19 protein-coding genes are annotated in these 24,473 nt (G+C 63.6%); 12 read left to right on the top strand and 7 right to left on the bottom strand.

The window, feature by feature from the left end; all coding sequences use genetic code 11:
• The first annotated feature begins 46 nt into the window (after nt 1-46).
• Together pta and PAN31117_RS02680 are read left to right on the top strand one after the other, a co-directional pair.
• Nucleotides 47-1,087, top strand: a complete 1,041-nt coding sequence (gene pta, locus PAN31117_RS02685) for a phosphate acetyltransferase (protein ID WP_150736811.1) — start codon at nt 47-49, stop codon at nt 1,085-1,087.
• A gap of 16 nt (nt 1,088-1,103) precedes the next feature.
• Nucleotides 1,104-1,883, top strand: a complete 780-nt coding sequence (locus PAN31117_RS02680) for a sulfite exporter TauE/SafE family protein (protein WP_246188873.1) — start codon at nt 1,104-1,106, stop codon at nt 1,881-1,883.
• Between the two features lie 32 nt (nt 1,884-1,915).
• Here the strand turns inward: PAN31117_RS02680 and PAN31117_RS02675 are convergent, their stop codons facing one another.
• Complete coding sequence (locus PAN31117_RS02675; RefSeq protein WP_150736810.1) at nt 1,916-3,658, bottom strand: cobaltochelatase CobT-related protein; 1,743 nt, start codon at nt 3,656-3,658, stop codon at nt 1,916-1,918.
• Nucleotides 3,655-4,641 (bottom strand): AAA family ATPase, encoded by a 987-nt coding sequence (locus tag PAN31117_RS02670; RefSeq protein WP_150736809.1) that lies wholly within the window; start codon nt 4,639-4,641, stop codon nt 3,655-3,657. The genes PAN31117_RS02675 and PAN31117_RS02670 overlap by 4 nt, the downstream gene beginning before the upstream one ends.
• Before the next feature lie 268 nt (nt 4,642-4,909).
• Here PAN31117_RS02670 and PAN31117_RS02665 point away from each other — a divergent pair, with 268 nt between their 5' ends.
• The gene (locus tag PAN31117_RS02665) at nt 4,910-5,698 is read left to right on the top strand and encodes an IclR family transcriptional regulator (protein ID WP_150736808.1); all 789 of its coding nucleotides are present in this window, start codon (nt 4,910-4,912) and stop codon (nt 5,696-5,698) included.
• Between the two features lie 4 nt (nt 5,699-5,702).
• On the opposite strand, the gene PAN31117_RS02660 is transcribed toward PAN31117_RS02665, so the two are convergent.
• Entirely contained in the window at nt 5,703-6,638 is a 936-nt protein-coding gene (locus tag PAN31117_RS02660) for an IclR family transcriptional regulator (protein WP_150736807.1), read from the bottom strand.
• Between the two features lie 398 nt (nt 6,639-7,036).
• On the opposite strand from PAN31117_RS02660, the gene PAN31117_RS02655 reads away from it, so the two are divergent.
• The 4 genes from PAN31117_RS02655 (at nt 7,037) to PAN31117_RS02640 (ending at nt 13,069) form a co-directional block, all read left to right on the top strand.
• Complete coding sequence (locus PAN31117_RS02655; protein ID WP_150736806.1) at nt 7,037-8,701, top strand: GMC family oxidoreductase; 1,665 nt, start codon at nt 7,037-7,039, stop codon at nt 8,699-8,701.
• A 62-nt stretch (nt 8,702-8,763) separates the two neighbouring features.
• The gene (locus tag PAN31117_RS02650) at nt 8,764-10,092 is read left to right on the top strand and encodes an MFS transporter (protein ID WP_150736805.1); all 1,329 of its coding nucleotides are present in this window, start codon (nt 8,764-8,766) and stop codon (nt 10,090-10,092) included.
• A 212-nt stretch (nt 10,093-10,304) separates the two neighbouring features.
• Nucleotides 10,305-11,600 (top strand): MFS transporter, encoded by a 1,296-nt coding sequence (locus PAN31117_RS02645; RefSeq protein WP_150736804.1) that lies wholly within the window; start codon nt 10,305-10,307, stop codon nt 11,598-11,600.
• 221 nt (nt 11,601-11,821) lie between these two features.
• A complete protein-coding gene (locus tag PAN31117_RS02640; protein ID WP_150736803.1) occupies nt 11,822-13,069 on the top strand; it encodes a sensor domain-containing phosphodiesterase in 1,248 nt (415 codons plus the stop codon).
• 11 nt (nt 13,070-13,080) lie between these two features.
• On the opposite strand, the gene PAN31117_RS02635 is transcribed toward PAN31117_RS02640, so the two are convergent.
• On the bottom strand, nt 13,081-14,010 hold the full coding sequence (locus tag PAN31117_RS02635) for a LysR family transcriptional regulator (protein WP_150736802.1): 930 nt from the start codon (nt 14,008-14,010) through the stop codon (nt 13,081-13,083).
• A 180-nt stretch (nt 14,011-14,190) separates the two neighbouring features.
• On the opposite strand from PAN31117_RS02635, the gene PAN31117_RS02630 reads away from it, so the two are divergent.
• The 3 genes from PAN31117_RS02630 to PAN31117_RS02620 all read left to right on the top strand — a co-directional run bounded on the left by PAN31117_RS02630 (nt 14,191) and on the right by PAN31117_RS02620 (nt 18,265).
• Complete coding sequence (locus tag PAN31117_RS02630) at nt 14,191-15,555, top strand: MFS transporter (RefSeq protein WP_150736801.1); 1,365 nt, start codon at nt 14,191-14,193, stop codon at nt 15,553-15,555.
• Nucleotides 15,556-15,731: 176 nt separating this feature from the next.
• The gene (locus PAN31117_RS02625) at nt 15,732-16,790 is read left to right on the top strand and encodes a porin (protein ID WP_174990771.1); all 1,059 of its coding nucleotides are present in this window, start codon (nt 15,732-15,734) and stop codon (nt 16,788-16,790) included.
• Nucleotides 16,791-16,825: 35 nt separating this feature from the next.
• Entirely contained in the window at nt 16,826-18,265 is a 1,440-nt protein-coding gene (locus PAN31117_RS02620) for a M20 family metallopeptidase (RefSeq protein ID WP_150736799.1), read from the top strand.
• Between the two features lie 86 nt (nt 18,266-18,351).
• On the opposite strand, the gene PAN31117_RS02615 is transcribed toward PAN31117_RS02620, so the two are convergent.
• Nucleotides 18,352-19,458, bottom strand: coding sequence for an NADH:flavin oxidoreductase/NADH oxidase (locus PAN31117_RS02615; protein ID WP_150736798.1), 1,107 nt, complete (start codon nt 19,456-19,458; stop codon nt 18,352-18,354).
• 174 nt (nt 19,459-19,632) lie between these two features.
• On the opposite strand from PAN31117_RS02615, the gene PAN31117_RS02610 reads away from it, so the two are divergent.
• Complete coding sequence (locus PAN31117_RS02610; protein WP_046290809.1) at nt 19,633-20,556, top strand: LysR family transcriptional regulator; 924 nt, start codon at nt 19,633-19,635, stop codon at nt 20,554-20,556.
• Nucleotides 20,557-20,558: 2 nt separating this feature from the next.
• On the opposite strand, the gene PAN31117_RS02605 is transcribed toward PAN31117_RS02610, so the two are convergent.
• On the bottom strand, nt 20,559-21,716 hold the full coding sequence (locus PAN31117_RS02605; protein ID WP_150736797.1) for an ABC transporter substrate-binding protein: 1,158 nt from the start codon (nt 21,714-21,716) through the stop codon (nt 20,559-20,561).
• A gap of 214 nt (nt 21,717-21,930) precedes the next feature.
• On the opposite strand from PAN31117_RS02605, the gene PAN31117_RS02600 reads away from it, so the two are divergent.
• Nucleotides 21,931-23,337, top strand: coding sequence for an LLM class flavin-dependent oxidoreductase (locus tag PAN31117_RS02600; protein ID WP_150736796.1), 1,407 nt, complete (start codon nt 21,931-21,933; stop codon nt 23,335-23,337).
• On the opposite strand, the gene PAN31117_RS02595 is transcribed toward PAN31117_RS02600, so the two are convergent.
• A complete protein-coding gene (locus tag PAN31117_RS02595) occupies nt 23,304-24,413 on the bottom strand; it encodes a tartrate dehydrogenase (protein WP_150736795.1) in 1,110 nt (369 codons plus the stop codon). The two genes, PAN31117_RS02600 and PAN31117_RS02595, sit on opposite strands and share 34 nt — an antisense overlap.
• Between the last annotated feature and the right edge of the window lie 60 nt (nt 24,414-24,473).

The following is a 24,473-nucleotide window of genomic DNA, read 5'->3' as shown; positions in this document are numbered from 1 at the left end:
CCGGCTCTGTGGGTGCCGGGGGCGCTTTTTTTATTTCTTCGACATCATGAAAGCCATCAACCGCATTATCGATACCGCGCGCCGTGCCCCGATGCGCATCGTGCTGTGCGAGTCGGACGACGCGCGCGTGCTCGCGGCTGCCGCGCGCGCGACGCGTGAGGGCATTGCCCGCATCGTGCTCATCGGCGATATCGCCCGAACGCAGCGCGCCGCCAGTGAGGCGCGCATCGATCTCGCCGGGATGGAACTGATCGATCCGGCGACGTCGGACATGACCGAAGCCTTCTCGCACATCTGGTACGGCATCCGCTCGAAGAAAGGTATGACGCGCGAGCAGGCGCTTGCGGAAATGCGCACGCCGCTGGGCTTCGCCAACATGATGGTGCGCCTTGGCCACGCAGACGGTTCCGTCGCGGGTGCGGTGAACACCACGGCCGACGTGGTACGCATGGCGATTCAGATCATCGGTGTGCAGCCATCGTTCAAACTCGTGTCGAGCTTCTTCCTGATGATGCTCTGCGAGCCGTTCCACACGATGAAGGGCGGGCTGATCTTCTCGGACTGTGCCCTCGTCGTCGACCCCGACGCTGAGCAACTGGCGCAGATCGCACTCGCTGCGGCCGATAGCGCCGCTGCGTTACTCATGGAGCCACCGCGTGTCGCCATGCTGTCGTTCTCCACCAGCGGCAGCGCCAAGCATGCGGCCGTCGACAAGGTGGTGGAAGCGACACGTCGCGTCAAAGAAGCTCGGCCGCAACTGGCCATCGACGGCGACGTTCAGCTCGACGCCGCCATCGTCTCCGAAATCGCCCAGCGCAAAGTCGTGCACTCGCAGATCGAAGGGCACGCCAACACGCTGATCTTCCCAAGTCTGGACGCGGGCAACATCGGCTACAAGCTGGCGGAACGCATCGGCGGTGCGAAGGCCATCGGCCCACTGTTGCAAGGGTTGAATCGCCCGGCAAACGACTTGTCGCGCGGGTGCAGCGCCGACGACATCTACTACGTGATCGGCGTGACCTGCGTGCAAGCGCAGGCCGCTCGGGCCAAGCTGACCGGCGTGTCGCCGCTCGCCATTCGCGTATGAGCGGGCATGCGCGGGTATGACCTGGCAAGTCATGCTGACCGGGCTGCTGGCCCATCTGCCGTTGATGTTGTTGTTGGGCTTCGCCACGTACTTCCAGACGGTGACCGGGTTCGGGCTGGGGATGATCGTGCTGGGCGGGGCCAGTGGCTTCGGCCTCGCGCCCGTGGCCGACGTCGCCATCCTCGTGAGTCTGGTCACGCTTGTGAACAGCGCGCTCGCGTTGCCTGGCACGCTGCATCTCATCGACTGGCGGGCTGTGCGGGCGGCAACGCTCGGCATCATCCCGTCGGTCGTGGTCGGCGTGCTGCTGTTCGATTATCTGAATGGCACGGCGTCAAACGTGCTGCATCTGCTGCTGGGCGCGGTCGTGCTGTATGGCGGCATCGGCTCAGCCCTGCGTCCCGCACCGAAGACCGAGCGCTCCGCCGATACGGGCTTCTTTTTGAGCGGCATCTTCGGCGGTTTGCTGAGCGGGATGTTCGGTATCTCCGGGCCGCCGCTGATTTTCCACTTCTATCGTCAGCCGCTCACGCTGGTCCAGATTCGCTGCGCGTTGATTCTACTGTTCGCCGTCACCGCGACGATCCGCACCACCTATAGCGCCTTCGCAGGGCAGCTACCGGCATCGATGTGGTGGCAAGCAGCGTTCGCGTTTCCCGTCGTCACGTTCGCCACGCTGTTCGCACGACGCCATCCCCCGCCGCTTTCAGGTGTCACCACACGCCGTCTCGCGTTCATGACGCTGATCCTGCTCGGCGTTCATCTGATGGTCAGCGCCGTGATGGAGATGGTCTGACGCCGATGTCGTCCGGCGTCGGAGGTGCCGCGTCAGTCACCGGATCGACGTCCGCCGCTGCCGATCCAGTCGACCAGCTTCGCCAGCATCGTCATGTCGGGCGACGACGTGAGATCGAGCGCAAGCGAATTCCGGTAATACGGGCTGAGATCGAGGCCGACGCCAAGGCCCAACACTTCTACATCGCCGCGCGCCTGCTGCTGCGCCACGACTTCCCGAAGGTGATGGTCGAGATAGTGCTCGTCGTTGACCTGATTGGTGGCGGCGTCCATCGGGCTACCGTCGGAAATCACGATCAGCAGGCGTCGATTAGCGCTGCGCGAACGCAGACGTTCACACGCCCACTCGAGCGCCTCGCCGTCCACGCCCTCGCGGAACAGGTCCGCCTTGTACAGCGATGCGATGTCGGTCCGCGCGCGGCGCCAACTGGTGACAGCATCCTTGAAGATGAGATGCGAGACCTCGTTGAGACGACCGGGAAAACGCGGTTTGCCACGAGCGAGCCAGTCGGTGCGGGCGCGTCCGCCGTTCCACGCACCGGTGGTAAAGCCCAGAATTTCGTTGGTGACGCCCGCGGCGTCGAGCGCGCGGGAGAGGACGTCCACAATCATCGCGACGGCGTCGATCTGCGCCTTCATCGACCCGGAGCAATCGATGAGAAAGGTCACCATCGATTCGGCGATGAGTGTGTGCTTCTCCAGCCGAAACAGACGCCGCTCGGCAGGCGAACTGACGAGTTGCGCGAGCCGTCGTCCGTCGATGCGCCCCTGCTCTTCGCCGAACGACCAGCCGTCGCGCTGCGGCACGGCGAGCGCCGCCTTGAGCGCGCGCGCAAGCCTCGGCACGTTGATCGCCTGAGCGACGATGCGCTCGTCGAGCCGTTCGCGGAACTCGGTCAGCAATGCGCGGCGCACAAGCGTGCCCGCGTACAGTTCTCGGTCATAGCGATTGGTGAACACGCGATAGCCTTGCTCCGACGCCGTCAGCACCCGGCTGTCGCCCGAGTGCGCGAGCGTGATGCCTTCGTCTTCCTGCTCGTCGAAGTCGAGAAATAGCGAGAAGGCGTTGCGCACGCCCTTCTCGTCTTCGTCGTCCTTGGCGCTGTCTTCCGGCTGCTCACCACCCGCCGCACGGATCAGGCCCGCGATGTCGGCGGCCAGTTCCAGCGCGTAAGCCGCGAACGCCGCCTGATCGGTACGCGTTCGACGCATACCCGCGAGCGCGCCGCCAATGCGCGGGGCGATGGCCATGCGCGTGGCTTCGATCAGTCCTTCCGTCTCTTCGATGACCGGGTAGCCGGTTAGTCGAGACCAGCTCATCTGCGCTACCGCGTACAGCAACAACCCCACGTGACTGTCCGCAACGCCCGAGGCGTGCATCGCGCGCGACCATGCTTCGAAGCGCTCGCGCAGATTGCTCGCCACGCCGGGCATACCGGCGGGAATGAACGTCTCGCAGCGCAATTGCTCCAGCAGCTCGAAGAGCAGGCGCTCCAACGGCGCCTCCGGTTGCAGACGTCGATGCAATGCCGGGTCGCTGTGACGCAGCCGCAACGCCGCGCCGTCCGCTGCACCGCGCAACGTTGCCAAAGGGTCGGCGGGCGGCGGCAGCGATTGCAGATGGGGCGCATGCAACGGCAACGGCCGCATATTCCGGCACAGGCGCGCCCCGCTGTAATGCAGTGCGGCGTCGCCGGTCAGCGCGCGCACGGTGGCGGCGCACAACGCCTCGCCGCGTGCGGCGCGTCGGGCCGCCTCGCGCTCCGAGAGGGTCATGATGCATCGGCCAGCAGCGAGCGGCCGCCATCGGTCGACGGCAATTCGCAGCCGAACGCGCGCTGATAGTACTCGGCCACCAAGGCGCGCTCCGCTTCGTCGCACTTGTTCAGGAACGTGAGACGGAACGCGAGACCGGCGTCGCGGAAGATGCCCACGTTCTCCGCCCAGCTGATGACCGTGCGCGGCGACATGAGCGTAGACAGATCGCCCGTTGCAAAACCCTTGCGCGTGAGTTCCGCCACGCTGACCATCGACTCGATCAGCGTGCGGCCCGCGTCGTTATCCAGTTCCGGCACGCGTGCGAGAACGATGCCCGCTTCGTCTTCACGCGAGAGATAGTTGAGCGTCGCGACCACATTCCAGCGGTCGATCTGCGCGTGATTCAGTACCTGCGTGCCGTGGTAGAGCCCATTGAGATTGCCCAGACCGACGGTGTTGGTCGTCGCGAACATGCGAAAGCCGGGATGCGGATGGATCACACGGTTCTGGTCGAGCAGCGTGAATTTGCCATCGCGCTCCAGAATGCGCTGAATGACGAACATGACATCGGGACGTCCGGCGTCGTACTCGTCGAAGATCAGCGCGACGGGGCGTTGCAACGCCCACGGCACGATACCCTCCTGAAATTCGGTGATCTGATGACCGTCACGCACGACGATGGCGTCCTTGCCGACAAGGTCGAGGCGACTGATGTGGCCGTCGAGGTTCACGCGCACGCACGGCCAGTTCAGCCGCGCTGCCACCTGTTCGATGTGGGTGGACTTGCCCGTGCCGTGCATGCCCTGCACCATCACGCGCCGGTTGTTCGTGAACCCGGCCAGAATCGCCAGCGTGACGTCCGGATTGAAGCGGTACGCCGTGTCGATCTCGGGCACGTGATCGTCGCGCTCGCTGAATGCCGGCACCTGAAGATCGGTATCGATGCCGAATACGGTGCGGGCATCGACCATGCGATCCGGCTGTTGAGTTGCGATCTCCATCACGACGTCTCCAAAGGGCAAGGCCATACCAAGGCAATAGGCCCCGTCGAGATGCAGGGCCGTTTCAGCGCATCATAGCGTTAACAATTTTTAGATACAATTCGTTCCGAATAACTAAAACACTGATTGACGGTGCCCTATGGCGTCGACTAGATTTGAATGAACTGAAACCGAACCTAACCGAACTTTAAGTATCTGGACCCTGCCAATGCCGGTCGATAACCTGTTTGGGTACAATACCGCTGATCCATTTTCCGGAACGGCGCATATGAACGACGTAGCGATTGCCCACGACTCCCCCTCAGACAACAAGGCGGACACCCCGACCCTGCGGGCATTCGCACTGCTGGAGTACCTCGTGGCCGCCGACGCGCCCGTCTCGCTCGCCGACATGGCGCACGATATCCAGATGCCCAAGGCGTCGCTGCATCGCATGCTCGGCTCGCTTGAAGCCGGTGGTCTCGTGATTCGCGAACCGGGGCAGAAGAACGCTTATGTGATCGGCCCGCGCCTTGCGCAGCTGAGCCTTGGAGTGATGATGCAAGCGGGCGCGCGCCGAATGCGTCACGCGATTCTCGGCCGTCTCGTGGCCGATCTCGGCGAGACGTGCAACCTCACGATGCTGCATGAGACCGAGGTGCTGTATCTCGACCGCATGGAAGCGCCGTGGCCGCTACGTCTCGATCTCAAGCCCGGCTCGCACGTGCCCGCGCACAGCAGCGCAAGCGGCAAGCTGCTGCTGGCTATGATGCCCCGCGAGCAACGCGCAGCACTACTGCGTGCGATGAAGCTGCAACGCTTCACGCCCAACACGCTCACCGATCCCGAACTGCTGGAAAGCGAACTCGACCGCATTGCGCACAAAGGCATTGCCGTCGATAACGAGGAGTTCGTGCTGGGGATTGCCTGCGTGGCCGCGCCTGTCCTCAAGGAAGACGGCGCATGTATCGCCGCCGTGGCCGTGCACGCGCCGGTGTCGCGCACGTCACTCTCCAAGGCGATGGAGTTCGTGCCGCGCCTGCAAGAAGCGGCCAAGGAACTGGCGAAGACGTTCTGACGCGTTAGCTTTCTGTCTTCTCGGTCGCCTGAACGGCCTTCCCGTCTTCCGCTTCCGCCCGCTTCGCCAACGCCTCTACCTTGCTTGCCCGCTGCCAGTCGAGCAGCGGCGCGAGCGCCGTCGCCGTTTCACGCAGCGTCGGCACCAATCCCATCAGTTGTTCCGGCGTGACGCGCGCCGTCGGGCCATGCACGGCGAGTACCGCGCGCACATGTCCGTCCTCCGGCGCGCGCACGGGCACGCCCACGGCCACCATGCCGCGCACGAACTCTTCGTTGTCGATGCCGATGCCGCGCGCCGCTAGCCGGTCGAGTTCCGCTTCAAGCAGGCTCGCGTCGGTGATCGTGCGCGGCGTCATGCGTTTGAGCGACAGTCGCGAAATCACCGCGCGACGCTCCACCACCGGCATTTGCGACAGGAACAATTTGCCGCTCGCTGTGCAGTGCAGCGGCACGCGCATGCCGGGATGCATCTGCATGCGTAGCGGCTCGTTCGTTTCCACACGCTCGATGTAGAGCACCTCGTCGCCGTCGAGCGCCGTGAGGTTGACGGTTTCGCCGACTCGATCGACGAGCGCACGCAGCAGCGAGCGCGCCGCGCGCGTGAAGTTGTTGTTCGCCAGCGTGACGAGGGCGAGCCGCGCCGCACGCGGGCCTAGCGACAGCCCGCGCTCCGAGCCGCGCGAATCGGGCACATGCGAGACGTAGCCACAGACTTCCAGCGCTTCGATCAGGCGCATCAGCGTGGCCTTCGGAATCGACAGACGCGTGGCAAGCTGTGACAAGGTGTAGGGTTGTCCGGCCATGGCGAGCCGTTCGATGACGGCCAGCGCGCGCAGATTTCTCGCTTCGTCGCTCGCGCGCAACTCGGCGTCGTCGAGCGCGCCCGCCTCCCGAGCCCCCTCACGTACGCCCTCGCGCGCCCCTTGCGTTCCGTGCATTCCGCCTCCTGCTCTCATCGCGTCGAATCGACTCCCGGAGTCTGACGATTCACGTCGTCCGAAATTCTCCACGATCAATAAAAGAAACAAAATATACCAATTAATTGACGTCGATCAGCCTCGGGATTACCCGTGAGATTCTTCGACGTCATGAAATCGGTGTCCCTCTTATCCCGCACCTCGCCTTCGCTCCGACTCAGTGAAACCCCGCAGATGCGCCGCAACAATCGCCTCGTTCTGAGACGCCAAGCGCGAATTCCGTTTCAGTTTCCGTTTCCCGGCTTTTTTTCGCTTGGCATTTGCCGATTGCTCGCCGACATTGAATCGAAACAAACCGAAACGAATCGTTTCATCCCTCGGGAGAAACGTCGTGAATTGCTTAGCAGGAGACAGGCGGTATGGAACACGAGGTGGACTATCTGATCGTCGGTGCGGGCTCTGCCGGATGCGTGCTCGCCAATCGTCTGAGCGCAGATCCCGCGAACCGGGTGCTGCTGCTCGAAGCCGGCGGCCCCGATAGCAATCCCTGGATTCACGTGCCGGTCGGTTACTTCAAGACCATGCACAACCCGGCGCTGGACTGGTGCTATCGCACCGAAGCCGACGCCAACGTGGCGGATCGCCAGATCGACTGGCCGCGCGGCAAGGTACTCGGTGGCTCCAGTTCGCTCAACGGCCTGCTGTACGTGCGCGGTCAGCGTGAGGACTACGATCATTGGGCGGATCTCGGCAATCGCGGTTGGGGTTACGCGGACGTGCTGCCCTACTTCCGCAAGTCGGAAGATCAGGAACACGGCGCGAGCGAGTACCACGGTGTCGGCGGACCGCTGAAGGTCTCGGACCTGCGGCTGCGCCGCCCCATCGCGGAGCACTTCATCGCCGCCGCGAAGGACATCGGCATTCCCTTCAACGAGGACTACAACGGCGCGACGCAGGAAGGCGTCGGATACTTTCAGCAGACGGCCTTCAAGGGCTTTCGCTGGAGCACGGCCAAGGGCTTTCTCAAGCCGGTACGCGAGCGTCGCAATCTGATCGTGGAGACGCGCGCACAAACTTGCCGTGTGTTGTTTGAAGGCAAGCGCGCGGTGGGCGTCGAGTACCTGCAGGGCGGCCAGCGCAAGAAGGCACGGGCCAGAGTGGAAGTAATTCTCGCCGCAGGGGCCATCGGTTCGCCGCAGTTGTTGCAGAACTCCGGCGTCGGGCCGACGACGGTTCTCGCGAAGGCCGGTGTCGCGTTACGGCATGTGTTGCCAGGCGTCGGCCAGAATCTTCAGGACCATCTGCAAGTGCGGCTCGTCTTCAAGACCCGCGAGCGCACGCTCAACGACGAGGTAAACAACCCGCTGCGCAAAGCGCTCATCGGCTTGCAATACGCGCTGTTCCGCACAGGTCCGCTCACACTGGCCGCCAGTCAGGTGACGATCTTCACGCGCTCGCGGCCTGACGTCACGCGCCCCGACATTCAGTTCCACATGCAACCGTTGTCGGCGGACAAACCCGGACAGGGCGCGCATCGCTTCTCCGCCTTTACGTCGTCCGTCTGCCAGTTGCGGCCGTTCAGCCGGGGCAGCGTCGAGATCCGCTCCAACGATCCGCTGCAATACCCAGTGATTCACGCGAACTATCTGTCCGACGAGCGCGACCATCGTGTTGTGATCGACGGCATCAAGGTGGCGCGTCGCATCGCGGCCGCTCCGTCGCTCTCGCCGCACATCATCAGCGAATTCATTCCTGGCGCGCAGTACCAGAGTGACGACGAATTGCTTCAGGCCGCGCGCCAGTTCAGCCAATCGATCTATCACCCGGCGGGCACTTGCAAGATGGGCGACGACAGCATGGCCGTCGTCGACGATCGTCTGCGCGTGCATGGACTCGCGGGGTTGCGCGTCGTGGACGCGTCGATCATGCCCGAGCTGGTGTCGGGCAACACGAATGCACCGACCATCATGATTGCCGAGAAGGCGGCCGACATGATTCTCGAAGACAGGAAGCGCGCGTCGGGCATGCAGGAAGACTTCCGCGGTTGCGAGGAGGCACCGGCGGAAGTCGCCCTGACGGTTTAGTCAGTCGCGTAAGGCGCATCAGTCACGTTAGCCCCTAACCAATACAAGATTCGGAGACAACCATGAATGCATCGACCAGGACCGACGCGCGGCAGATGCGCCGTGTCGTCGTCGCCAGCCTCATCGGCGCCACCATCGAGTGGTACGACTTCTTTCTGTACGGCGTCGTCGCCGGCATAGTGTTCAATAAGCTGTACTTCCCCGGCAGCGACCCGCTCATCTCGACAATGCTCGCCTACGGCACGTTCGCGGTGGGCTTCCTGAGCCGTCCGCTCGGCGGTGTGATCTTCGGTCACTTCGGCGACAAGCTCGGACGCAAGAGCATGCTCGTGATGACGCTCACCATCATGGGTATCGCCACCATGCTGATCGGGCTGGTGCCCACCTATGCGCAGATCGGATTGTGGGCGCCGATTCTGCTGCTGTTGCTGCGCGTGATGCAAGGCATTGGTCTCGGCGGCGAATGGGGTGGGGCGGTGCTCATGGCGTTCGAATACGCGCCGAAGGAAAAGCGTGGCTATTACGCGAGCATTCCGCAGGTCGGTCTCGCGCTCGGTCTGTGTCTCGCCTCGGGCGTAGTGGCCGTGCTGTCGTACACGCTGACGAACGCGCAGTTTCTCGCGTGGGGCTGGCGTGTGGCGTTTTTCCTGTCAGTCGGGCTCGTCGCCATCGGCATGTACATTCGCCTGAACGTGATGGAAACGCCGGAGTTCGCGAAGATCAAGAAGGCGGGCGCCGAGATCAAGATTCCGATTGCGGAAGTGCTCACGAAGAGCCCGGGCAACGTGCTGGCCGGTATGGGTGCGCGCTTCATCGACGGCGTATTCTTCAACATCTTCGGTGTGTTCTCGATTGCCTACCTGACGCAGACGCTCAAGCTCTCGCAGACCGAGGCACTGACCGGCGTGATGGCGGCCGCGTTCGTGATGATCTTCACCATTCCGTTCTTCGGCAAGCTCTCCGACCGCATCGGGCGCACGCGCATCTACTTCTGGGGTTCGCTCGCGACCGGCCTGTCGTCGTTCGGCGGGTTCTGGCTGATGAAGGCGAGCGGTGGCAACGTGATGCTCGTGTGGCTGTCCATCGTCATTCCGCTGGGTGTGATCTACGCGTCGGTCTACGGCCCCGAAGCCGCGCTCTTCTCCGAACTGTTCGACGCCAAGGTTCGCTACACCGGCATCTCGTTCGTCTATCAGTTCTCGGGCATCTTCGCGAGCGGCCTGAGCCCGATCATCGCCACGTACCTGTTGCAGAAGAACGGTGGCGAGCCGTGGATGATCTGCATCTACGTGCTGGTGGCGGGACTCATCAGTGCGCTGTCCGCCGCGTGGATCGGCAGTCGCAAGCGTCGACAGCAAGTGTGGCACGGCGCTGGGGTGACGGAGCACTGATTGCTGTCTGACGCATGACGCCACTTACGAGGGAGCGGCGTTGAAGGAAGACGTGAAAGGCGTGTCCTGCATCGGGACACGCCTTTGTTTTTTGGGTTCGACGGTACACGCGTCACCGTGATCAGTTCGCCTAAGTGTCTTCATCGTGCGATGATGAACGCTCGTGCAAGCCTTTGCCCCCAATTCTCTGGCCCGCGAGCCCTCGAAATCGAATGCAACGCGATCCGTCGCTAGATCCTGCCATTGCCGAAGACGAGCCCGATCGTCCCGGCCCGCTGTCCGAAGCCTCGCTGCTGGGTGCGCCGTCGACGCCACCCGGCCCTGCCCCGGCCGACACCGTTCCCCTGCCCATCAGCATCTATCCCGCGCTCATGGGCATTCTGCTGGGCTACGGCGTGCTGGTCGTGGGCAACGGACTGTTCGTCACTGCCGTGCCTTTCCATGCCCTGAAGTTCGGCGCATCGACGTTCACCATCGGGGTGATCCAGTCGTGCTACTACGCGGGCTTCCTGCTCGGAGCGTTCTACAACCGGTCGCTGATCGAGCGCATCGGGCAGCATCGCGCGTTCGTGGCGTTCACGGCGCTGGGCGCCCTCTTCGTGATGGGCTTCGCGGTCTCCGAGTCGATGCTGTTGCTTTGTCTGCTTCGCGTGGGCACCGGCCTCGCGCTGATGGGCATGTACACCACGGTGGAAAGCTGGCTCAACGGGTCGGTGCCGAACACCATGCGCGGGCGCGTGTTCGGCTCGTACCTCACGATCAACTACCTCGCGGTGAGCACCGGCCAGTTCCTGCTCAATATCGGCGAGGCCGGTAGCGAAGGGCAGTTGCTGCTCGTCGCCGGATTGTTCGTCGCTGCCATTCTGCCGATCACGCTGATGCAGGGCTGGCCCACGCGCGTGGCCGACGAGCGTCTCGTCAAACAACCGGCGATGAGTTTGTTCGACAGCGTCACGGAAATGGCGCGCGCCACGCCGATTGCCATTCCGGGCTGCGTTCTCGCGGGGTTCCTGTACAGCGCGTTCTACGCGATGATGCCGGTCTATCTCACGCGCATCGGCTTTTCCATCGGCAGTCTGTCGACGCTAATGGGCGTGGCGCTCTTCGGCGCACTGCTCATGCAATGGCCGGTGGGACGTCTGTCCGACCGCATGGACCGGCGCACGGTGTCGCGGCGTCTGGCGCTGGCGTCGGTCGCGTTCTGCGCACCGCTCATCTTCATTCAGGCGCACTGGCTGGTCTTCGTGCTGATGTTCCTGTTCTCGGCCGTGAACTTCACGCAGTACGGGCTGATCGTGTCCCATGTGAACGACCGCACCGAGCCGGAGCGACGTATCGGCGTGAGCGCTACGCTGCTCATCCTCTTTTCGGTCGGCGGCCTGCTCGGGCCGATGATCGCCTCGCTAGCCGTGACGCTGCTCGGCCCAGGCGGCCTGCACGTGTTCAACGCGGTCTGTGCGCTGGCGCTCGCACGCGTGGCCCGGCGGGCGCAGGTGCTGGCACCCTAGTTCAGCTACGCAGCCCGCGGGAAGGCAATGCCGCGCGCGCGAGTGTCGCCATCCCCAGCATCCACGCCCCACTTTGGGGCGCGGGCGGCATTCTCTGGTGCGTCGCGTCACAAGACGCACGAAAAACGCCCTGAAAATCGGGGACAATAGCGCGCGCCTTTGAGCACGCTTCTTGCTCTCCTATTCTGTACATATCCTTAGAGTCTGCACCTGTCACGACCATGACCATCGATCTCGACGCCCCCGGACTCCTGCCGCCACGAATGACGGCGGCCGACGACAGTCGGCGCATCGTCATATACGGGGATTTCACGATCTCCAGCGTCTTCCAGCCGGTGTTCTCGGTCTCGCACCGGCGCGCCATCGGCTATCACGCTTCGCTGCGCGCGCACGACGCGCAGGGCCGTCACGCGCCGTCGCACGAAGTGTTCACGATGGCCGCGCGTCATGGCGACATGCTGGAGCTGGGGCGACTCGCGGAGTCGCTGCACCTGGGCAACTTCCATGAATTCGACAGCCGCGATGCGTGGCTCTTTCTGAATCTGCACCCCGCCGCGCTGATGGATACGGTTTACGGCGACGCGCTGATCGCCACGCTCAAGGCAACCGGTCTGTCGCCGCAACGCGTTGTGCTTGAGGTGCCCGAACAGGCCGGCGGCGACACACCGCGCTTTGGCGCAATCGTCGGCAGCCTGCGCAAGGCGGGTTTCCTGATCGCTTTGGGCGGCTTCGGCGCAAAGCACTCGAACATCGACCGTGTGTGGGATCTGCGTCCGGATATCGTGGTGCTGGATCGCGGCATTCTGGCGCAGGCGGCGGAGCAATCGCATCTGGCGCGCGTACTGCCCGGTCTCGTGTCGTTGCTGCACGAATCGGGACAGTTAGTGATGATGGGCGGCCTCACAACAGATCGCGAGGCGCTGATCGCGCTGGAATGTAATGTCGATTTCGTGCAAGGCCAGTATTTCGCCGCGCCGGATTTCGACCCCGTGCCGCCGAAGGTAGCGGCCGAGCGCATGGACGCGCTCTCATCCGCGCTGCGCACCCAGATCGTCGAGCGCGAGCGGGCACAGCATGCGCGACTCGCGCCGTACGTCGCCGGGATCGAATCGGCGGCCGCGCGCATCGCTCAGGGACAGGACATTCGTCAGGCGACGCACGACCTGCTCGCCCTGCCCGACGCCGCACGCTGCTTCCTGCTCGACGCGGTCGGCCGCCAGATCGGCGACAACGTGCTGCCGCACAGCCATTCGTCGCAACGCGCCAAACGTTTTCGTCCGCTCCTGCATTCGGAAGGCGCGAACTGGGCACGGCGTCCGTACTTCATCGAAGCCATGCGCGCGCCTGGCGAAGTGCATTTCACGCCGCCTTATCTCTCGATCAACGAAGCGCATTTGTGCGTGACGGCCTCTATCGCGTCGCCCGCGAAGCAAGGGCTTCATGTGCTTTGCGTCGATATCAACTGGTAAGCGGCAAGGCCCTACAACGACTTCGATTTACGTGAACGCTGTGCGACCCGCTCGGCTTTGACGATGTCTTCGATGCAGCGCACGAAGTATTCTGCCGGGGCCGTAAGAATCGCGCTGTCGCGAAACAGCAGGAACAGATTGCGCGCGGGCGGCTGTTCGAGGAGGTCGAGGGTCTTCAGCTCTTCGGCAGCGCCTTCGGTCCGCAAAGCCAGATGCGTCCATGACGTCACGACGTTGCTGTTGACCGCCAGACTATAGAAGAGCGTTTGCGAGGCGCATCGCGTGATGCGGCGCGGCGGCGCAAGCCCCTGACGCGCGAACAGTTCGGTCAGGAACGCCTGAAATTCGCTGGATGGCCCCGTATGCAGCCATTCGCCGTTCTGCAAATCCGCCAGCGACGTCGCGTTCGCCAATTGCCCACGCCGGGCAACGGCAAACCACATGGGAAACGTCGCCAGATGGACCGCGCGCACCGTGCCGAACTCGCGTCCGTCAACCCCCGATCCCAGCGCAAAATCGATCGCGCCGCTCTTGAGTTGCTCCACCAGTTGCGGCGCGCTGAACTCCGAGAATTCCAATGCGACGTCGGGCATCGTCTGCCGAAAGCGGTTGTACGCCTTGGGCAGCACGGTAATCGCCGAGAGCGGTGTCACGCCAATCGACACGCGCCCCTGACGCGTATCTCGCAACCGCATCATCTCCGCTTCGGTGCGCGCCATCTCGTTGACGATCAGCTCGGCACGCTGGCGCAACGCCCGCCCCTCCTCCGTCAGCGACACCCCCGACGAGCTTCTCAGAATCAGCATCAAGCCGATGTCTGTCTCAAGGTCGCGCAAGGCGCGGGTGACGGCCGGCTGCGTGACGTGCAGGGTGCGCGCTGCTTCGTGAATGCTCCCGGTGTCGGCGACGGCCAGTAACGCGCGCAATTGATGCAGTTTCATCGCAGCAAACTAAGGGTTATGACGGATAAATAAAGGTTATCAGGATAAGAATTTATGCGTATCGGGATTATTACGGCTTGATTAAGATCGGCCCGAATCGTTGCATGCGCGCGAACGTCCCTCCTTTTATCGTCGCGCGCATAGACAGAACGACACCCCCTTCGCATGGAGACATCCTGTATGACGCACGACGCCGCCCCGCCCCTGTCTGGCGCTCTCGCCACGCCTGCCGGTTCTGCCCGACCTGCTGCCAGTCAGGCAAGTCCCGCAGAGACCGTCGCTGCGCGTCGCGCGCGACGCCGCACGATTGTCGCCACCTCTGTCGGCAACGGGCTGGAGATGTTCGACTTCACCGTCTTCAGCTTCTTCGCCGCGATCATCGGCAAGAACTTCTTCCCCGTCGATTCGGGTGCCGGTCCGTTGCTGCTGGCGATGGCGACATTCGGCGTGGGCTTCGTCATGCGTCCGCTCGGCGGGATTCTGATCGGCAACTATGCGGACCGCGCAGGACGTCGCGCAGCGCTTACGCTCACCATCGCGCTGATGATGGTCGGCACCGCGCTAATTGCACTCACGCCGGGCTACGCCACGCTTGGTATCGCCGCCCCCGTGCTCATCGTCGTGGGACGCCTGCTTCAAGGACTGTCCGCCGGGGGTGAAATCGGCGCGGCCACGACGTTCCTGATGGAATCCGGGCCGATGTCGCGCCGTGGCTTCATGGTGAGCTGGCAGATGATCAGTCAGGGCGCGGCGGCCCTGTGCGGCGCGCTGTGCGGGGCACTGCTGTCCGCAACGCTCACACCCACCGCGCTGGAAAGCTGGGGCTGGCGTATTCCGTTCCTGCTGGGCTTGCTCGTCGGTCCTGTCGGCATGTACATCCGACGCCATCTCGACGAAACGTTCGAAGCGCCCGAGCGTGAGCAAAGCGCGCTGGCCGAAATCATGCAGCACTATTTCGGTCGCGTCGTACTCGGCACGCTGATGCTTGTGGGCGGCACGACCATGCTCTACATCATCGTCTTCTTCATGCCGGCTTACGGCGTGCGCACGCTGCATCTGCCGGTCGCAACGTCGTTCCTTGCGGGCTGCGCATCGGGCGGCATCATCATGGTGTCGTCGCTGATCTCGGGTCTGTGGATCACCGACCGTCTCTCGCGTCGCAAGCCGATCGTCATCGTGACGTCGCTCGCCACGCTGTTGTGCGTCTATCCCGCGTTCAAATGGCTGACGACGGCCCCGTCGGTGCCGCTGATGATCGGCATCGTGACCCTGGTGATGGGCATCGCGACGCTGGGCACCGGTTCGTATTTTCTGCTGATTATGGAAGCGTTTCCGAAGCGTGTGCGCGCCACGGCGCTGGCCATGATCTACAGCTTCGGCGTGACGATCTTCGGCGGCTTTGCCCAGTTCAACGTCACGTGGCTGTTGCATCGCACGGGCGACGCCATGTCCCCTGCCTGGTACCTCCTCGCCTGCGGCATCGTCAGCCAGATCGCGCTTTGGTCGTTCCCTGAACGCCCCTCCGATGCTGCGCCGAAATCCTGAGCGCAAGTCTTTCCCCGTGATGACGACCCGCTAGCCGCCCCGTCTCGCTCACGGAGCTTCTCGCAAACGACAGACAGACACAGGCCGACACTTCGGTGAAGCGGCCGGGGATGACGCGTACCTGCGATCTGCGCATGCCCATTGCCCGCCATACCAAAAAGAACATCCGGAGACACATGAAATCACGCAATTCCCTCGCGCTGGCCGTCGCGCTGACCACCCTGACGGCCGCCAGCACCGCCGGTGCTTCCGTTCAGATCTACGGTGCCGTCGACAGCTTTCTCATGTACTCGCGCAACAGCGGGCAGCAGAACCTGCAACTGCTCTCGGGCGGTGCCTCGACATCACGCTGGGGGTTCACCGGCACGGAAGATCTCGGCGGCGGCACACGTGCGTCGTTCCGCCTGGAGAGCGGCTTCGACCTCATGAGCGGACGCGCACAAAGCAGCACGTCGTTTTACAACCGTGAAGCAAACGTATCGCTGTCGTCTGCACGCTGGGGGACGATCAAGCTTGGCAAACAGTACCCGGCCATCGGCCCGGAAGGTATCGATCCGTTTTATTCCGTCGGGCAACTCTCGCCCTATGCCACCAGCGCACTCGTCGTCTCCGACCTCGGTCCCGGCGCGGCGGCGATTCAGGCGCGCGTGGACAACGCAGTGAGCTATGAAACACCCGACATCGCCGGACTCAGCGCCACGGTGCTGTACGCCACACGAAACGTGGCGGGTTCGAGTCCGAACGCCAGCAACATCGGCACGGTCGTGAACTACGGACGCGGCCCGCTGATGCTGTCCGGCTCGTACAACGCGGTGTGGTCCGGTACGAGCACCGTGCCCGGCGGCGCACCTGACGGCCCGCGCACCGACGCCTACATGCTCAGCGCGACGTATCAGTTCGGCGAAACGATGGGATCGCTCAGCTATGTGCTGAACCGTCCGAACGGCCCGGGCACCTTCAACGCTCAGGTGTATTCGCTCGGGCTGGTCTGGCAGCGCGGTCCACACGTGATTCGTGCGGGCGCTGTCTACCGCAACGTCTCCGGCAAGTTCGATCACGCCTTCGGTGCGCTGCTCGGCTACGACTACCAGTTCTCGAAGCTCACCGGCGTGTACGCCCGCGTGGGCGGTTTCCGCAATTACGGCCAATCGGCTATTTCGTTTGGCGCCGATCCGCTCAGCGCGCCCGGCATCAATCCGGTTGTGTTCGCACTCGGTTTTCGTCAGAAGTTCTGACGTCGCCATCGCCCCACTCTCTCCTGGAGGACACCATGTCTGAAATCGCATCTCCGAACGCTTCTGTCGCCGACTTCATCGATGCGCGCAGTCCGCAGTTCACCGAACTCGCCGACAAGATCTGGAATCTGGCGGAACTTCGCTATGAGGAATTCGCGTCGAGCGACCTGCATATCGAAGCACTCGAAGCGGCGGGCTTCCGCGTGACGCGCGGTGTCGCCGATATCCCCACGGCGTTTATCGCCGAAGCCGGTCACGGCGGTCCGATCATCGGCATTCTCGGCGAGTACGACGCCTTGTCCGGCCTCAGTCAGGAAGCCGATGTCATGACGTGCCAGCCGTCCACGGAAATCGGCAATGGCAACGGTCACGGATGCGGTCACCATCTGCTCGGTACTGCCGCGCATCTGGCAGCCGCCGCCGTGAAATCGCATCTCGAAGCCACCGGACAGCCGGGCACAGTGCGCTTCTACGGCTGCCCCGCAGAGGAAGGCGGTTCAGGTAAGACGTTCATGGCGCGGGCAGGCCTCTTCGACGATCTGGACGCGGCGATCTCGTGGCACCCCGCCGTGCACAACGGCGTGTTTTCCGGGCAGTCGCTTGCCAACGTGCAGGCGTACTTCCGCTTCCACGGCAAGGCATCGCACGCCGCCAGCTCGCCGCACCTCGGACGCAGTGCGCTCGACGCCGTCGAACTGATGAGCGTCGGCGTGAACTACATGCGCGAACACATGCTCCCCGACGCGCGCGTGCACAGCGCCATCACGCAGACCGGCGGAACGTCACCGAACGTGGTGCAGGCCAATGCCGAAGTGCTTTACCTCGTGCGCGCGCCGCGCAACGATCAGGCCTCGGACCTGTTCGAGCGAGTGACGAACATCGCACGAGGCGCGGCCCTCATGACCGAGTGCCGCATGGAAGTCGTGTTCGACAAGGCTTGCTCTAACCTCGTGCAGAACACCGTGCTGAACGAGGTGGTCTATCGCAATCTGGAAGCCTTCGGTGCGCCCGAGTACGACGACGCCGAGATGGCATACGCGAAGCATGTGCAGGACACGTCGCTCTCGACGGAGGACATTGAGGGCGCGACCCGCACGCTCGGTCAGGCATGGCGCAATCCGAAGCCGTTGTTCGATCACGTCGCCTTGTTCCAGGCTGGCAAGGAACCTACGCTGTACGGATCGACCGACGTGGGCGACGTCAGCTGGATTACGCCGACCGCGCAGTGCTTTACCGCATGCTATGCCTTCGGCACGCCGTTCCACTCGTGGCAACTGGTCGCGCAGGGCAAGAGTTCGCTCGCGCACAAGGGCATGGTGCTGGCCGCCAAGACAATGGCCGCGTCCGCCATCGACCTGTTCCGTTCGCCTGAAACGCTTGAGAAGGCGAAGGCCGAGCTGCATGAACGCCGTCATGGCAAACCGTATGTCTGCCCGATTCCGCCGGAAGTCGAATTGCCGTTCAAGCGCGCCTGATCGTCTCGAATGACAACGCCCCCGGCGTCTTGTGACGTCCGGGGGCGTTGCGTTTCAGGCGACGCTTACGACTGAGTTTGTCCGACTTAAGCAGCGCGCGGTGCGCGATAGCGCTCAAGCCAATGAGCGTACGGCGCGGGCAGCACCCACGTCGGACGCTTCTCGTCGAGTTCGCGCGCAGCGAAGTAAGGCCAGTGCGGGTTCGCCAGATGGGCGCGGCCCACCATCACGAGATCCAGTTGGCCGTCTGCCACGATGCGGTTCGCAACGACCGGATCGTCGATGCCCCAGGCCGATGCCACCGGAATACCCGCTTCCTTTTTCACGCGCTCCGAAATCGGTGCGAGGAACGGCGTACCCCATGGGATGTTGGCGTTCGGCGTCGAGAAACCGACGCTCACGCTCAGCAGATCCAGACCGCCTTCGCGCATCTGACGCACGAGCGTGATCGATTCCGTCAGCGTTTCTTCGTCGCGGCCGTCGTATTCGATGACGCCGAAACGCGCGGTGAGCGGCAGATGCTCAGGCCACACTTCGCGCACGGCAGCCAGCGTCTCCAGCAGGAATCGGCTACGGCCAGCGAGGTCGCCACCGTAATTGTCTTCGCGATGGTTGGCGTGCAGCGAGAAGAAGCTCTGCGCCAGATAGCCGTGGGCAAAGTGCAGTTCGAGCCATTCGAAGCCTGCAGCAAGCGCACGACGTGCGGCGGCCACAAAGTCCGCCTTCACGCGGGCGATGTCGTCGAGCGTCATGGCCTTCGGCACCTTGCCGAGATCACCGCCGAAGGCGACGGCGGACGGCGAGATCGTCGGCCAGCCGCGCGGGTCGTCTTCACCGATATGATCGTCGCCTTCCCACGGGCGGTTGGCACTGGCCTTGCGGCCCGCGTGAGCAATCTGAATGCCCGGCACCGCGCCGTGCGACTTGATGGCCGCGGCAATACGCGCCATGCCAGCCGTTTGCTCGTCGTTCCACAGACCGGTGCATCCCGGCGAAATACGGCCTTCGGGCGACACGGCGGTCGCTTCGACGATCACCAGACCCGCGCCACCGCGCGCCAGGCTGGCGTAGTGGGCAAGGTGCCAGTCGTTGGTCACGCCGTCGACGGCGCTGTATTGGCACATCGGCGGGATCGCAATGCGGTTGCGCAACTTGGCGCTCTTCAGTTCGAACGGGGAAAACAGGGCAGACATGAGGTTTCTCTAATGGGGGGGCATTGTCAGGGCACAGCATTGCCGGCCGGCGGAGCCTGCGGCTCAGGGCGGTCTTCATGGCATCTCGACCGGCTCGGTCGACGCAAGCAATGGTAGCCCTACATCGCTATAATGGAAACTATCTGCAAATTATCGATTCGATAACACTTCATTATGGTCAATCCCCAGTGGCTCAAATCCTTCGCCACGCTCGCCGAGCTGGGTAATTTCACCCGCACAGCCGACCAGCTGGGGCTGACGCAGGCAGCGGTCAGCCAGCACATCAAGCATCTCGAAGAGGAATTCGGACCCTTGCTCGTGCGACGCCCGCGTGCCGTGGAACTCACACCCGCCGGTCAGGCGCTGCTCGTTTATTGCGAACAGGTCGAGTGCGCGGGGCGGCACTTGCGCTCCAGTCTGGAAGATGCGAACGAGGAGTGCGGCAACATCAACCTCATCACGCCTGGAAGCATCGGGCTGTATCTATGTCCGATCCTGCTCGACATGCAGCAGGCGAATCCCGCGATGGCCGTGCGTCATCGTTTCGCGCCCGATCGCGAAGTGCTCGAAGGCATTCTTCAGAATCACTTCGAACTCGGCCTCGTAACACTGCGCCCCGACGATCCCCGTCTCACGGCGACGCCTTTCACGCAAGAGCCGCTCGAACTCGTGGTGCCCGCCGGCGAGGACGTGCACAAGTGGGAGGATCTCAAGCGCATCGGCTTCATCGATCACCCCGATGGCGAGGCGATGTCGACGCGCTTGCTGAGTCGCCGTTTTCCGGGCAATCCGGGCGTGCAGAGTCTGCCGTGCAAGGGATGCACGAATCAGATCAGCCTGATTCTCGAATACGTCGCGCGTGGGCTTGGGTTCACCGTCATCCCGCAGTACGCACGGCAGGCCTTCGCGTCACAGGACGCCATTCGTGTCGTCGATTGCGGCCCGCCGGTCGTGGACACGCTGTGGCTGATCCATCGCGCAGAGTGGCCACTGTCGGCGCGCGCGCAACGGGCGGTCGAGTTGCTGCGCGAGCGCGTCGATGCGCCGCGCCCGCGTGCGTTCGGTGGCGAGAAGGTGTTGCAGCGCGCGAGCGCCTGACGTTAGCGCGCCGCCTGAGTGAACTTGTTGAACGACGTATCGAAGAGACCGCGCACGTCGAAGCCCTTCGTCAGCGTGCCGGTTTTGACAAAGTCGTCGACACTCTTCTGCGCTTCGGCAATGGCGGCATCTGTCAGCGGTTCATAGCGAATGCGCGACGTGCTGAACCATTGATGCGCCAGCTTCGGATCGACGCGCGACTTCGCGGCCCATACGTCTGCGTACCGCTCGATGTGCTTCGCGTCCGCCAGAGACCATTCGCGCGCACGTTGATAGCGCTGCACGAAGTCGCCCAGCAATTCACGCTTGCTGTCGATCACCTTCTGCGTCGTGGATAGATAGCTCTGCGCCGCAATCAGGCCACGCGCCGTCACGACGGTGCGCGCGCCCGCCTGACGCAATCGCGTGACATACGGCTCCCACGTCGCCGTCGCGTCGACCTTGCCCGCCTGTAACGCGGCGGCCGAATCGACCGACGCCAGATACGAATACTTCACCGAATCGAGCGGCAGCCCGGCAGACACCAGCGCCGCCTGCACCAACTGCTGCGACCAGCCGCCACGCGTGATCGCCACGGTCTTACCCTTCAGATCGGCAACGGTTTTGATTTGCGTGTGCGGTCCCGCGAGCAGTACCACGCTGTCCGGACTATCGCGATAGATGCCGATGACCTTGACCGGCGCCCCCTGCGCGGCGAGGAACAGCACCGGGCCATCGCCCTGTAACCCGATGTCGAGTGCACCAGCGTTCACCGCTTCGACGACGGGTGTGCCAGCGGGAAACTGCTTCCATGAGACGGTGTAGGGTGCATCCTGCAACGCGCCCGACGCTTCGAAAAGACTCTGCGCGTTATAGGCCTGATCACCGACTACGAGCACGGGCTTATCCGCTGCGCTACTGGCGAACGGAAGGATCGCCGCGACGCTCAGTGCCACCGCCACCCCACGACGCAAGCGTGCACGCCACGTCGGCCAGCTCTCTTGTGCACGCGCTTGCAGGTCGCGCTTCGCCGAGCGTGCCAGCGTGGCACGCACTATCGCGGCACGCGATGGCGCGGAAACATAAAGCCCGAAGGCAATCGCCGACGCCGCGATGAATGCGTCGAGCACGGGACTGACAGGCTGGGCCGTAGGGGCGGCATGAGAGGCAGTGTTCGTCATGGCATGTCGCCGCGCGTCGGCGCAGCTTTGAGAGTGGGAGGATGTGCCAGTCTAGGCACGCCCCATCGCATTCCCAACCATCGATTGATGCGATCCATAGCCCGCGCGACGCGAGTTTGCTTATGGCGGTTTGCTTATCTGATTTCGTTGTTTGTCGTGACGTGTGTCGTGCGCCTATCGTGGTCGTCTACCGAAATCGAACGAGAGCAAGCCCATGACGCAACCTGCCCGCAAACTCCGGCTGGGCGCCTACATGTCGGGTTCCGGCGTGCAAGGCGATAGCTGGCGCCACCCCGACACCGACACGCACGCCTATTCACATTTCGCGTGCTACCGGCACTACGCGCAGGAACTGGAACGCGGCCTGTTCGACGCGCTATTCTTCTTCGACAACCTCTTCGTGTCGACGGACCCGGTTGCGCTCGCTCACAGCCCTGGCGCACCGCGCTGGGACCCGGTCGTACTGCTCGCAGGACTGGCCGGGGCGACCAAGCACATCGGCCTCGTCGCCTCCGTCAGTACCACCTACAGCGAGCCGTACAACGTGGCGCGAGCGTTCGCGTCGCTCGACCATCTGTCGGGCGGGCGTGCCGGATGGAATCTCGTGACGTCCACCGGGGGTGGCGAGAACTTCAACCGCGACGATCACGTCGACCATGCCGAGCGCTACGAGCGTGCGAACGAGTTTTACGACGTCGTCACCGGCCTCTGGGACAGCCACGCCGACGACGCCTTCCCCCGCAACAAGGCAACCGGCCAGTGGGCCGATCCGTCGCGCATCCGAACACTCGATCATCGGGGCAAGCACTTCCGCGTGCGCGGACCGCTCAGTGCGCCGCGTCCGGTGCAAGGATGGCCGGTAATCGCTCAGGCTGGGTCGAGCGAGGCGGGACGTGAGCTGGCCGCACGTGCGGGCGAACTGCTCTACACGGCGGCGCAGGATATCGAGGACGCCCGCGCGTTTTATGCCGACGTGAAGACACGCGCGTTGAAGTACGGACGTAGGCCGGAACACATCTTCATCCTGCCGGGCGTCTCACCCATCGTGGGACGCACGCAAGCGGAAGCCGAAGACCTCTACGACAGCCTGCTGTCGCACCGCGATCCGGCGGTCGTGCTGAATGCGCTGACGAACTACGCGAGCCTCGGCATCGATCTCGGCAGCCTGCCATTCGACGCGAAGGTGCCGCTGCCCGAACACGTGCCGGAGACGAACTCGCACAAGAGCCGTCAGAAACTGCTGGTGGACTGGATACGACGCGAACAGCCGACCGTGCGCGAGCTATACACACGCTTTACCGGTGGCGGACACCGCGTGCTGGTCGGCACACCGGCATCGATTGCCGACGACTTTCAGCACTGGTTCGAGACGGGCGCGGCCGATGGCTTCAACATCATGTTCCCGAGCGCGCCCGCAGGCATTACGTCGTTCGTGGATCTGGTGGTGCCGGAGTTGCAGCGGCGCGGCCTGTTTCACACGCAGTACGAAGGCCGCACCTTCCGCGAGAATCTCGGCGTTCCGGCCGTACCCAACCGGTACTTTGCGCCGCGCGACGTTGCTTCGGCAGCGCAAACCGACGCAACGGATCAACCCGCCGAGACGACGGCCGCAATCGCCTGACCCACTTCGGTCGTGTTCGCGCACCCGCCCATGTCGCCGGTGCGCGGACCGTCTTTGATGATCTGCGTGATGGCGGCGAGGATCGCGTCGTGGGCGGCACGCGTGCGCGTGTCGCCGCGGCCGATGAAGTCGAGCATCATCGCGGCGGTCCAGATCATGCCGATGGGGTTGGCAATGTTCTTACCCGCGATATCCGGTGCCGAGCCGTGCACCGGTTCGAACAGCGACGGGAACTTGCCTTCGGGGTTCAGGTTGCCTGATGGCGCAATGCCGATGGTGCCGGTACACGCCGGGCCGAGGTCCGACAGAATGTCGCCGAACAGATTCGAGGCCACGACCACGTCGAAGCGATCCGGATTCAGCACGAAGCGCGCGCACAGAATGTCGATGTGCTGCTTGTCCCATGTGATGTCGGGATACTTCGCCGCCGTCTCGGCCGCGCGCTTGTCCCACCACGGCATGGAGATCGAAATGCCGTTGCTCTTCGTTGCGACCGTCACATGCTTGCGCTCGCGTTGCTGCGCGAGATCGAACGCGAACTTCAGCACGCGCTCCGTGCCCTGACGCGTGAACACCGACTCCTGCACGACGAACTCACGCTCCGTGCCTTCGAACATCACGCCGCCAATCGACGAATACTCACCTTCGGTGTTCTCGCGCACGATCATGAAATCGATGTCACCCGCTTTGCGATTCGCGAGCGGCGACGGCACCCCGTCGAACAGGCGCGCCGGGCGCAGGTTGATGTACTGATCGAATTCGCGACGGAACTTCAGCAACGAGCCCCACAGCGAAATGTGATCGGGCACCGTCTCGGGCCAGCCCACCGCACCGAACAGAATCGCGTCCACACCGTCGAGCTGCTGCTTCCAGTCATCCGGCATCATCTGACCGTGCTGGATGTAGTAGTCACAACTCGCCCACTCGATGTGCCGATACTCGACGGGGATGCCGAAGCGCTTGCTGGCGGCGTCGAGCACGCGCAGGCCTTCGGGCATCACCTCTTTACCAATGCCATCGCCCGGGATCACGGCGATCTTGAACGGACGCTGGGGGCGTTGGGATGTTTCGGTCATGGTCTGTCTCCTGAACGTTTGACGAATGGCACTAGGTTATTCCATTCCATCGCGGATAAA

Source organism: Pandoraea anapnoica (assembly GCF_902459765.1).
Classification (GTDB): domain Bacteria; phylum Pseudomonadota; class Gammaproteobacteria; order Burkholderiales; family Burkholderiaceae; genus Pandoraea; species Pandoraea anapnoica.
This window is presented reverse-complemented; position numbering and strand designations above follow the sequence as displayed.

Coding starts and splice junctions, on each gene's coding strand:
- pta (WP_150736811.1), top strand. CDS start 47: ATGAAAGCCATCAACCGCATTATCGATACCGCGCGCCGTGCCCCGATG.
- PAN31117_RS02680 (WP_246188873.1), top strand. CDS start 1,104: ATGACCTGGCAAGTCATGCTGACCGGGCTGCTGGCCCATCTGCCGTTG.
- PAN31117_RS02675 (WP_150736810.1), bottom strand. CDS start 3,658: ATGACCCTCTCGGAGCGCGAGGCGGCCCGACGCGCCGCACGCGGCGAG.
- PAN31117_RS02670 (WP_150736809.1), bottom strand. CDS start 4,641: ATGGAGATCGCAACTCAACAGCCGGATCGCATGGTCGATGCCCGCACC.
- PAN31117_RS02665 (WP_150736808.1), top strand. CDS start 4,910: ATGAACGACGTAGCGATTGCCCACGACTCCCCCTCAGACAACAAGGCG.
- PAN31117_RS02660 (WP_150736807.1), bottom strand. CDS start 6,638: ATGCACGGAACGCAAGGGGCGCGCGAGGGCGTACGTGAGGGGGCTCGG.
- PAN31117_RS02655 (WP_150736806.1), top strand. CDS start 7,037: ATGGAACACGAGGTGGACTATCTGATCGTCGGTGCGGGCTCTGCCGGA.
- PAN31117_RS02650 (WP_150736805.1), top strand. CDS start 8,764: ATGAATGCATCGACCAGGACCGACGCGCGGCAGATGCGCCGTGTCGTC.
- PAN31117_RS02645 (WP_150736804.1), top strand. CDS start 10,305: ATGCAACGCGATCCGTCGCTAGATCCTGCCATTGCCGAAGACGAGCCC.
- PAN31117_RS02640 (WP_150736803.1), top strand. CDS start 11,822: ATGACCATCGATCTCGACGCCCCCGGACTCCTGCCGCCACGAATGACG.
- PAN31117_RS02635 (WP_150736802.1), bottom strand. CDS start 14,010: ATGAAACTGCATCAATTGCGCGCGTTACTGGCCGTCGCCGACACCGGG.
- PAN31117_RS02630 (WP_150736801.1), top strand. CDS start 14,191: ATGACGCACGACGCCGCCCCGCCCCTGTCTGGCGCTCTCGCCACGCCT.
- PAN31117_RS02625 (WP_174990771.1), top strand. CDS start 15,732: ATGAAATCACGCAATTCCCTCGCGCTGGCCGTCGCGCTGACCACCCTG.
- PAN31117_RS02620 (WP_150736799.1), top strand. CDS start 16,826: ATGTCTGAAATCGCATCTCCGAACGCTTCTGTCGCCGACTTCATCGAT.
- PAN31117_RS02615 (WP_150736798.1), bottom strand. CDS start 19,458: ATGTCTGCCCTGTTTTCCCCGTTCGAACTGAAGAGCGCCAAGTTGCGC.
- PAN31117_RS02610 (WP_046290809.1), top strand. CDS start 19,633: ATGGTCAATCCCCAGTGGCTCAAATCCTTCGCCACGCTCGCCGAGCTG.
- PAN31117_RS02605 (WP_150736797.1), bottom strand. CDS start 21,716: ATGACGAACACTGCCTCTCATGCCGCCCCTACGGCCCAGCCTGTCAGT.
- PAN31117_RS02600 (WP_150736796.1), top strand. CDS start 21,931: ATGACGCAACCTGCCCGCAAACTCCGGCTGGGCGCCTACATGTCGGGT.
- PAN31117_RS02595 (WP_150736795.1), bottom strand. CDS start 24,413: ATGACCGAAACATCCCAACGCCCCCAGCGTCCGTTCAAGATCGCCGTG.